General features: G+C 65.7%; 11 protein-coding genes. 9 read left to right on the top strand and 2 right to left on the bottom strand.

Annotation, left to right across the window (positions count from 1 at the left end):
* Window positions 1–118 precede the first annotated feature (118 nt).
* The 5 genes from ACQR1F_RS09000 to ACQR1F_RS08980 all read left to right on the top strand — a co-directional run bounded on the left by ACQR1F_RS09000 (window position 119) and on the right by ACQR1F_RS08980 (window position 6,250).
* Window positions 119–997: an SDR family oxidoreductase gene (locus tag ACQR1F_RS09000; protein ID WP_434912881.1), complete on the top strand. Its 879-nt coding sequence runs from the start codon at window positions 119–121 to the stop codon at window positions 995–997.
* A 118-nt stretch (window positions 998–1,115) separates the two neighbouring features.
* On the top strand, window positions 1,116–2,069 hold the full coding sequence (locus ACQR1F_RS08995; RefSeq protein WP_434848874.1) for a dihydrodipicolinate synthase family protein: 954 nt from the start codon (window positions 1,116–1,118) through the stop codon (window positions 2,067–2,069).
* Window positions 2,070–2,071: 2 nt separating this feature from the next.
* Entirely contained in the window at window positions 2,072–2,875 is an 804-nt protein-coding gene (locus tag ACQR1F_RS08990) for an NUDIX hydrolase (protein WP_434912880.1), read from the top strand.
* Between the two features lie 112 nt (window positions 2,876–2,987).
* A complete protein-coding gene (locus tag ACQR1F_RS08985) occupies window positions 2,988–5,669 on the top strand; it encodes a PAS domain-containing protein (protein WP_316182081.1) in 2,682 nt (893 codons plus the stop codon).
* A gap of 125 nt (window positions 5,670–5,794) precedes the next feature.
* Window positions 5,795–6,250, top strand: a complete 456-nt coding sequence (locus ACQR1F_RS08980) for a hypothetical protein (protein WP_434912879.1) — start codon at window positions 5,795–5,797, stop codon at window positions 6,248–6,250.
* Window positions 6,251–6,266: 16 nt separating this feature from the next.
* Here the strand turns inward: ACQR1F_RS08980 and ACQR1F_RS08975 are convergent, their stop codons facing one another.
* A complete protein-coding gene (locus ACQR1F_RS08975) occupies window positions 6,267–6,650 on the bottom strand; it encodes a VOC family protein (protein ID WP_315804849.1) in 384 nt (127 codons plus the stop codon).
* A gap of 222 nt (window positions 6,651–6,872) precedes the next feature.
* Here ACQR1F_RS08975 and ACQR1F_RS08970 point away from each other — a divergent pair, with 222 nt between their 5' ends.
* From ACQR1F_RS08970 to ACQR1F_RS08955, 4 genes are all read left to right on the top strand, one after another.
* Entirely contained in the window at window positions 6,873–7,583 is a 711-nt protein-coding gene (locus tag ACQR1F_RS08970; protein WP_434912878.1) for a hypothetical protein, read from the top strand.
* 114 nt (window positions 7,584–7,697) lie between these two features.
* On the top strand, window positions 7,698–8,162 hold the full coding sequence (locus ACQR1F_RS08965) for a hypothetical protein (RefSeq protein ID WP_315804851.1): 465 nt from the start codon (window positions 7,698–7,700) through the stop codon (window positions 8,160–8,162).
* A 194-nt stretch (window positions 8,163–8,356) separates the two neighbouring features.
* A complete protein-coding gene (locus ACQR1F_RS08960) occupies window positions 8,357–8,770 on the top strand; it encodes a DUF3775 domain-containing protein (protein ID WP_315804852.1) in 414 nt (137 codons plus the stop codon).
* A 69-nt stretch (window positions 8,771–8,839) separates the two neighbouring features.
* Window positions 8,840–9,286, top strand: coding sequence for a host attachment protein (locus ACQR1F_RS08955; protein ID WP_315804853.1), 447 nt, complete (start codon window positions 8,840–8,842; stop codon window positions 9,284–9,286).
* Between the two features lie 67 nt (window positions 9,287–9,353).
* Here ACQR1F_RS08955 and ACQR1F_RS08950 read toward each other — a convergent pair whose 3' ends face one another.
* On the bottom strand, window positions 9,354–9,548 hold the full coding sequence (locus ACQR1F_RS08950) for a hypothetical protein (protein ID WP_434912877.1): 195 nt from the start codon (window positions 9,546–9,548) through the stop codon (window positions 9,354–9,356).
* Window positions 9,549–9,579: the final 31 nt, after the last annotated feature.

The raw sequence follows: 9,579 nt of genomic DNA, 5'->3' as shown, positions 1-9,579 counted from the left end.
CAACTTGCCAAAAACCCACAACAGTTGAGCCTCGCAATATGCGGAAGCTGAACCGGACAGCCGTGGGTCAAGCCCGGCCATGACGGAGAAAGCAAGAACATAAGCGGAGGACGTACCCATGGGACTGCTCGACGGCAAGGTGGCGCTGATCACCGGCGCAGGTGGCGGCCTCGGCGAGGCCTACGCCAAACTGTTCGCGCGCGAGGGCGCGGCGGTGGTGGTCAACGACCTTGGCGGGCCGCGCGACGGCTCCGGCTCCGACCTGTCGATGGCCGAGCAGGTGGTGGCCGCGATCAAGGCCGAGGGCGGCCACGCCGTCGCCAACGCCGCCGACATCTCCACCATGGCCGGCGGGCAGTCTGTGTTCGACGACGCCATCCGGCATTTCGGCCGCGCCGACATCCTGGTCAACAATGCCGGCATCCTGCGCGACCAGACCTTTACCAAGTCGAGCGAAGCGGATTGGGACAAGGTGATCCAGGTGCACCTCAAAGGCACCTTCTGCTGCACCCTGCCGGTGTTCCGCTGGATGCGCGACAATGGCGGCGGCGTCATCGTCAACACCTCATCGACCTCGGGCCTGATCGGCAATTTCGGCCAGTCCAACTACGGCGCCGCCAAGGGCGGTATCTGGGGCCTGTCCAACGTGCTGGCAATCGAGGGCCGCAAGTACAACATCCGGGTGTGGACCTTGGCGCCGGGCGCGCTGACCCGCATGACCGCGGATCTGCCGCGCTATAAGGAGAACCCGGGCGCGGCGCTGACGCCCGAGGGCATTGCGCCGGCCGTGCTCTACATGGTCAGCAGTCTCTCGGGGGATCAGACCGGCAAGGTGCTCGGCGTCTCCGGCCCACGCGGCGTGCGCGAGTTGCGCATGATGGAAATGGACGGATGGAAACCGCCGTCGTCGGCCTGGAAGGCCGAGGACATCGCCGCCCATGCAGGGGAGATATTCTTTTCGGAGGCCGAGATAGCCAAGTCCGCACGGCGGTTTTGATGTATTCAGGTCGTCATTCCGGAGCGCTCGCGACGGCGAGCGAACCCGGAATCTCGAGATTCCGGGTCTCGTCCTGCGGACGATCCCGGAATGACGCCAGAGAGATTGGAGACAGATGATGAAGCTCACCGCCGCCGCCAAGGGCACCTTCGCGATCGCGCCGACCCCGTTCCATGATGACGGCCGCATCGACGACGCCTCGATCGACCGGCTGGTCGATTTCTATGCCGAGGCCGGCTGCGACGGCATCACTGTGCTCGGCATCATGGGCGAGGCGCCGAAGCTGGACGCGGCGGAATCCGAGCAGGTTGCGGTGCGCTTTGCCAAGCGCGCCAAGAACCTGCAGATCATCGTCGGTGTCTCCGCGCCGGGCTTCGCGACGATGCGCGCGCTGGCGCGCGCCTCGATGGATGCCGGCGCTGCCGGCGTGATGATCGCGCCGCCGCCGACCCTGCGCACCGATGATCAGATCACGGGCTATTTCAAGCAGGCCCAGGAGGCGATCGGCGAGGACATTCCGTGGGTGCTGCAGGACTATCCGCTGACGCTGAACGTGCAGTTCACGCCGGCGGTGATCCGCAGGATCGTCATGGACAGTCCGTCCTGCGTGATGCTCAAGCATGAGGACTGGCCGGGCCTGGAGAAGATCTCGGCGCTCCGCGGCTTCCAGAAGGACGGCTCGCTGCGGCCGCTGTCGATCCTGTGCGGCAATGGCGGCCTGTTCCTGGACTTCGAGATGGAGCGCGGCGCCGACGGCGCGATGACCGGCTACGCCTTCCCGGAAATGCTGGTCGACGTCGTCAAGCTCTCGCAGGCCGGCAAGCGCGATGCCGCGCACGACCTGTTCGACGCGCATCTGCCGCTGGTCCGCTACGAGCAGCAGCCCGGCGCCGGCCTTGCCGTGCGCAAATACGTGCTGCAGAAGCGCGGCGCAATCGCCTCCAGCGCGCAGCGCAAGCCGGCCTCGGCGATCACGGCGGCCGCCAAGGCCGAGGTCGACTATCTGCTGTCGCGTGTCGCCCGCACCGACGCCCGCGCCAATCTGCAACCCCGAGCCACTGCCGCGGAGTGACCATGGCTGACGCTGCCGCCGTCCGTCCCGCCTCGACCGTGCTGCTGCTGCGCGACAGCGCAGCCGCACGTGAGATCGAGGTGTTCATGATGGTGCGCCACCATCAGATCGAGTTCAACTCGGGCGCCCTGGTGTTTCCAGGCGGCAGCGTCGACAAGGGTGACCGGGAGATCGCGGGCAGGCCGGAGCTCTATGCCGGCGACGATGGCCTGGACGCCGAGGCGCTCGGCTTCCGCATCGCCGGCGTGCGCGAGACGTTCGAGGAGAGCGGCATCCTGCTGGCCCGAGCGCGCGGCGCGGACACGCTGATCGAGGCCGCTGCCGCCCGCGAGATCGAGGCGGCACATCGCTTGTCGCTGTGCGAGGGCAAGGTCAGCTTCCTCGAGGTCATCGAGGCGCACGGGCTGGTGCTGGCGCTCGATGCGCTGGTTCCCTACGCGCATTGGATCACGCCCGAGGGCATGCCGAAGCGCTTCGACACCTGGTTCTTCCTGGCGGCGGCGCCGCCGGACCAACTCGGCGCCCATGACGGCCGGGAATCGACCGACTCCGTCTGGGTCTCGCCGCGCGAGGCGCTGGCCGGCGGCGAGGATGGCCGCTTCAAGCTGCCGTTCCCGACCACCCGCAACCTGATCCGTCTCGGCAAGCAGCGGGCGGTGGCCGGGGCATTGGCGGCGGCGCGCGACATGGAGATCGTCACCGTGATGCCGGTGATGACCAGGACCGCCGAGGGCGGCCGTCAGCTGCGCATTCCCCGCGAGGCAGGCTATGATGGGGAGGTGTTCGAGTTCGGTGCGGCCGGTTAACCGCACAGGCTATTTTTCGTCCGGCGGATGATGCGCGGACGGGATTGTTCCCTATCTGTTCATTCAGCCGCGCGGCGGCTCGTATATAGTGCGGTTCCGACCATCGGATCCCATGAGTAGATTACCGGACCTCGACACGGCCTGCAGCAGCCTCCGATCGATGACGATCGGGCGGATGATCTTTGGCAGCTTTTTGCTGCTGCTCGCCGTCATCACCGCAACCAGCATGGCGAGCGTGATCGCCATCCGTCACATCGATTCGACCTTTGCCGAGTTGCAGCGGCTGCAGGGCGTCGGCGATCTCGCCGAGGAGATCGACCAGCGCATGAACGAGCTGCGGCTCGCGGCGCGTGATTTTGTCACCGATCCCGGTTCGCGTTCCGATCGGGCCATGGAGGCGGCGACCGAGCTCAGCGCGCTCCTGAAGAAGACGCGCCTGCAGCTCGCGCCGGAGCAGCAGGCGACCATCGATGGCGTCGCCCAGCGGCTCGCCAATTACCGCGAGGGCATCGACCGGATCAGTGCGCTGATCGCCCGGCGTGCCGAGCTGCTGTCGGGTTTGCCGGCGGCGCGCGAGGGCTTCGAGGACGCCATCGCCGGCTTGACCGATCGGGGCACGGCGCGGGCCTTGTTCCAGGTGCAGAACCAGGTCGGCGCGGCGCTGCTGGCGCGTGACCCGGCCGGCGCCGAGCAGGCCGCCCGCAGCATGCGCGCGATGCCGATCGAGGACAGCGCGCTTCGTGCGGCCGCCGACCGCTATGCCGAGGCGATCATCGCCATCGCCGGCACCGAGGACGAGATCGCGCGGCTCGACAAGGAGGTGCTGGGCATCGAGGGGCGGCTGATCGGCCGGGTCACCGAGTTGCTGCGCGCCTTGAGTGCGAGCCAGGGCAAGGTGCTGTCGCGCGACTTCGCCCGTACCCTGGCGGAGACGAAATGGCAGAGCATCATCTTCGGCACGGCGGGCGTTCTGATCGGCATCTTCGCTGCGTCTTTCGTGGTCCGGCGCACCGTGCGGCCGCTGGCCTCGATCGCACGCTCGATCAGGGCGCTGGCGGCAGGCGAAAAGGCGGCGTCGATCCCCCAGACCGACGTTCAGAACGAGATCGGCGACATCGCGCGGGCGGCCGAGGTCTTCCGGCAGACTTTGCAGGACGCCGACGCGGCGCGCGAGGCGGCGGTCCGCGCGCTGGCCGAGCAGCGGCTGGCCGAGGAGAGCTATCGCAAGCTGTTCGAAGCCTCGATCGACGGCATCTATGTGACCACACCGAGCGGTCTTGTGCTCAATGCCAATCCGGCGCTCGCGCGCATCATGGGCTACGAATCCGCGAGCGAGCTGATCCAGAGCGTCAACGACATCGCGGATACGATCTATGTCCATCCCCTGGCGCGCGAACGCTATCAGCGGCTGATGCGGCGCGACGGCATGGTGCGCGAGTTCGAATACCAGGTGCGCCGGCGCACCGGTGAGGTCCGCTGGCTTTCCGACAGCGCCACGGTGGTGCGGGACGAGAGCGGCGAGGTGGTTCGCTACGAAGGCGTGGTCCGCGACATCACGGATCAGAAGCGCGCCGAGGACGCGATCGCGGAAGGCCGGCGATTGCTGCAGCAGGTCATCGACACGGTGCCGGCGGTGATCAACGTCAAGGATCGCGAGCTGCGCTATGTCCTGATGAACCGCTATATGGCCGGCATCTTCAACGTCGAGCCCGAGGATGCGCTCGGTCGTACCACGGGCGAGCTGATGTCGCGCTACGGCGCGAACAAGACCGACTCGAACGACAAGCGCGTGCTGGCGACGAAGGCGGGCCTCGGGTTCTACGAGGAGGAATACCTCGATTCATGCAACGTCATGCGGCAATGGCTGGTCAACAAGCTACCGCTTCTCGATGCCGACGGCGAGGTCGACAAGATCGTCACGGTGGCGCTCGACATCGGCGAGCGCAAGAAGAGCGAACTGGAGATGCGCAAGGCCAAGGAGGCCGCCGAGACCGCGCTCCGGAACCTGCGCGAGACCCAGGCCTCGCTGATCGAAGCCGAGAAGCTCGCGGCGCTCGGGCGCATGGTCGCCGGTGTTGCTCACGAGGTCAACAACCCCGTCGGCATCAGCCTGACGGTCGCTTCCGCGCTCGAGCGCAAGACCGAGCGCTTCAGCGAGGCGGTCACGCGGGGCGAGCTGCGGCGGTCGAGTCTCACTGAGTTCATCGAGATGAGCCGCAGCGCCGCGGGACAGCTCGTCGCCAATCTCAATCGCGCGGCCGAGCTGATCCAGTCGTTCAAGCAGGTGGCGGCGGACCGCAACTACTCCGATCAACGCAGCTTCGATCTCGCCGATCTCACCGAGCAGGTGGTGATGAGTCTTCGCCCGGGTGTGCGCAGACAGAACCTGACGGTGAATGTGGATTGCCAGCCCGACCTGGTGATGAACAGCTACCCCGGGCCGTACGGGCAGGTCCTGACCAATCTGTTCCTCAATGCGGTCGCGCACGCGTTTCCGGACGGCAGGAGCGGCGTGATCGAAATCAGGGCGCGTGAGTCCGGCCGCGACAATGTCGAGATCATCTTTTCCGACAATGGCTGCGGCATGTCGCTCGACGTCCGCCGCCGCGCCTTCGATCCTTTTTTCACGACGCGCCGCGACCAGGGCGGCACCGGGCTCGGCCTGCACATCGTCTACAGCATCGTGACCAGCCGGCTCGGCGGCCGGCTCGATCTCGACTCCGAGCCGGGCGCCGGCACGCGCGTCCAGATCATTCTGCCGCGGGTCGCGCCGCTGGAGCAGGCGGCCGAATAGGGCGGTCTGCGTAAAACCCCGGATTGACTCTCACGAAGCCGAGATCGAAACGAAATCTGGCCCGGTTGATGCATTTCTATCCGTGCACCCTGGGGTGGTGCAGGAGCCAGATGGACCAGATGGAAATGAGCAGATGGATTGTTTGCCGCGGCCGTGAGCCGCATCGAGCTGATCGCTCCGACATCAGCAGGACGGTCTCGAGGCCGCAGGCGGCCGCGCGATGGAAGCCACCTGTCCAGGTCGGCAGTGCGGCGCTGCTGATCGCACTCGCCGCGCCACCGTCACTGGCGCGCGATCGCGGCCAGTACGCGAACTCGTCGCCGGAGATCAAGGCATGGTTCGACGGCCTGCGCAGCGGCAAGGGCCCGTGCTGTTCGGACGCCGATGGCAGCGCCGTCAGCGATGTCGACTGGGAGAGCAGGGGCGGTCACTACCGCGTCCGCATCGAGGGTGAATGGCTCGACGTTCCCGACGACGCTGTCATCACGGAGCCCAACCGGGTCGGCCGCACGATGGTGTGGCCGATGCGCGGCTATCAGGGCCTCCAGATCCGCTGCTTCATGCCGGGTAGCATGTCGTAGCCGGGCGGGGCGGCGCTCAGGTGTATTTCTTGTCGCGCTCCAGCAGCTCGATGGAAATGCCCTCCGGCCCGCGGATGAAGCAGATGCGAACACCGGGGCGGATCGTGGTCGGCTCGGTCGTGAAGGTGATGCCCTTGGCCTTGAGCTCGGCGGCCGCGGCGTCAATGTCCTTCACGGTGAGGCCGAAATGATCGAGGCCCTGGTGCGGCGTCACAGGCGGCGCGTTGACGCCGTCGTTCGGCTCGACCTTGGCGATGAACACGCTGGCGCCGCCGAGCCTGACGTCGATGCGGCCGGGATTGCGGATGATCTCGCCGCCGAGAATGTCGTGAAGCCAATTAGCGGTGGCTTCCGGGTCCGGGCTGCGGAGATGGATGTGGTCCCACGTGACATTCAACATCGTCGAGATCTTTCGAAGGAGTGAACCGCCTGCGGCGCGGCGGCGTTTCTTGAGGTGCCGGCAACGGGTCGGATGTTTACCGGCCCGTCACCGGCCGCGCCAGCCCGGCATACCGACCGGTATCGGGGCCTGCCCTCCAATTGTCGGCTTTGCATGCAACCCTATCGATGTTTGCCGATTGAAGCTTCCAGATGCCCCCGCCGGGCAGCCGATGGTGCAGACATGAGCGCGGGTCTCTCTCGTTTGCTGGGGCGCAAGCCCGATGCCACGGCGTCGCTGGCCATGCGCCGAAGCGACGGAGCGTCCATCCCATTGGGAGCTGCGGTGTCGGGGTTGGCGATCCTCGCGCTGATCATGTTCAGCGTCGTCGGGTGGCTGATCATGTCGGTCGAAGAGGAGGAGGTGGCCGACTCCAGCCTCACGCGGGTCGGATCGGCCTCCCCGAGCAGCGGCTATGAAGGGGATGAAGACGGGACGGAGACGTCGCGTGGACTCTCCTTGGTGGTGCCCAGCCCGGCGGCCAAGTCCAGCGCGCACCCCGATTCGTCCCCGGTGGTCGGCTCCGGCCGGACCGTCATGGACGCCAATGCCAGCCTGTCGCCGACGATGACGCCTGCTTCATCCCCTGCGCTCGACCCGGCCGCTCTGTCCGGCCTGCGGATCAGTTCCCAGTCCTGGCGGCGCGGCGGTCTTGGGTCGAGGGCGCTGGTGACCTTCACGGTACGGAATGCCAACAGTTTCGCAATCAAGGACGTCGAAATCAGCTGCGCCTTCGGCCGGCGGGACGGTAGCCATGTCAGCGACCGCCGACGGATCGTGCCCGGCCAAGTCGGGCCGCGCAGCCGGAAGACCTTCGCGGCGGTCCATGTCGGATTCGTCAACGTTAACGTCAGCGCGGCCAAATGCGCGCTGGTTGCAGCGACGAAAATCTAATTATGTCGCGCTAGTCTCCCACGGTTTTTGAACCCGAGCGTTCGACGCGGGAACATACTGTCATGATCCTCCGTTAGGTGGATGTCGGCGCAGGTGCCGACGGAGCGGTAAATTATGCCCATTCTGCGTTACTTTCTTTTCGTCGGTGGAACTCTGCTGGCGCTGCTGGTCCTGGCGGATGCCGTGCTTCCCAGCGTACCATTGCCTGCAAGCCTGTCGTCTGCGTCGGACCTTCCCCCGGTGCGCATTCAGTCCACCAGAAAGTGGCCGGAGCGGATCGTGATGGACACCTCGATCGCCACGCCGGCTCCGGTGAAGCTCGCGAAGGCGGAGCAGCCTGCGGCAGAAGTGGCCAAGCCCAGTGCCCGCGACGCCTTCGCGCAGATGAGCGCCGTCGAGACCAACCCGCAGGTTGCGGCCGTGAAGTCCGCCGAGAAGCCTCGCGCGACGCGGATTGCCGACACAGGCAAGCCGGCTGCAGAGGCGAAGAAGCGAAGGACCGCAAAAGCTCATCCGGGCAGACCGATGATTCTGGTCGCGCAGCAGCCGCATGTCGGCTCTCTCGATTGGACTTGGTAGTATCGATCGCCCGCGGTCCCTGGTCGATCCAAGCGGTCCCGCTGCAATCGCGCTCCGGGGCTCGCGCGGGGTGCTGCGCCGGTTTTCACGCCGCTACGCTGCCTTGATCTTGCGCAAAGTGCGCTCCTTCCGGAACGCCTAGCGTCTCTGCACGGGACCTGGGGGCGTTTGCCCGGGGACCCAGGAGACGCTGAATGACGACTACCACGCCCACCCTCTCGATCTCGCCGGAGAAGGTCGCCTTCGTGGTGACCAAGATCCACCAGCATGAAATGGAAGCGGCCGAACCCGAATTGCTGGCAGATTTGGCAGATGACGACACGGCGCCCGGTACCGGTGGGCGAGGCCTGAAAACGGACCGGTCGGAGCTCGTCAGCTTCATCAGGGGCCTCAATGTCGACGAACAGATCGATCTGGTCACGCTGATGTGGCTGGGCCGGGGCGACGGCTCGCTGGACAATTGGGATGAGCTTCGTGCGCAGGCCGCTCAGGCGCACAACAATCGCACGGCGACGTATCTGATCGAAACGCCGATGCTCGGCGACTATCTGGAGGAGGCTCTCTCGGAGTTCGGCCTTTCCTTGGAAGATTTCGAAGAAGGCATATAGCTGCGGCGGCTTCTCCCGATGAGCTCGCCGGCACATTCTTCGCTGTAATTCGGATGATGGAGTAATCTCATGGACAAGATGAAGGTCGGAACCGGTGATTGGATCGTCGTATGCGACGGGCGCAAGGCGCTGATCCTCGAGAACGTCGGTGACAGCATGTTTCCGAACCTGCACACCAAAGAGGTCCGTGAACAGGAGAACGACCGCACGAGCGCTCAGGGCACGGACGCTCCCGGCTCGGTGCAGCCGTCATTTGGCAATGCTCGGAGTTCAGTGGATCAGACGGATTGGCATGATCAGGCTGAGCGCATCTTTCTCAAGCAGCTTGCCGATCGCCTGCATCATGCTGTCATTTCAGGCGAAACCAAAGCCGTCACGATGGTGGCGTCGCCGCGCGCGCTCGGGATCATCCGCGCCGACTATTCCGACGCGGTACGAAAGGCGCTGCATGGCGAGGTCCACAAGGATCTGGTCAAGCTTCCGGTCTACGAAATCGAGAAGCAACTGCTTGCCTGAGCCAGGCTTTCTCATGCCAAAGAGTGTCCGGAGACCCCGTTCGCGGTCTCGGTGATCGCGAACGGGATCAATGTGTGCTTTCATGCGACGGTGTCGATGCCGGCGCCGCAGGCACGAGGCTTGCGCCCATATGCGCAGCTCCTTTTTCGACGATCTCGTAGCCGCAATCGTCCAGCCAGGCGATCAGGCGATCGGCCATGGCGTAATCCCAGGTCGGGTAGGAGCGTGCGATGACCTGGCGTGGCGTGAGCTTGCGAGACATTGGTGATCCTTCCCTGATCTCATGGTGCTCG

The organism is Bradyrhizobium sp. HKCCYLS3013 (assembly GCF_051167615.1).
In the GTDB taxonomy this organism is placed as follows: Bacteria; Pseudomonadota; Alphaproteobacteria; order Rhizobiales; family Xanthobacteraceae; genus Bradyrhizobium.
Note: the sequence above shows the minus strand (reverse complement) of the source record. Positions and strands in the feature narration are given on the sequence as shown.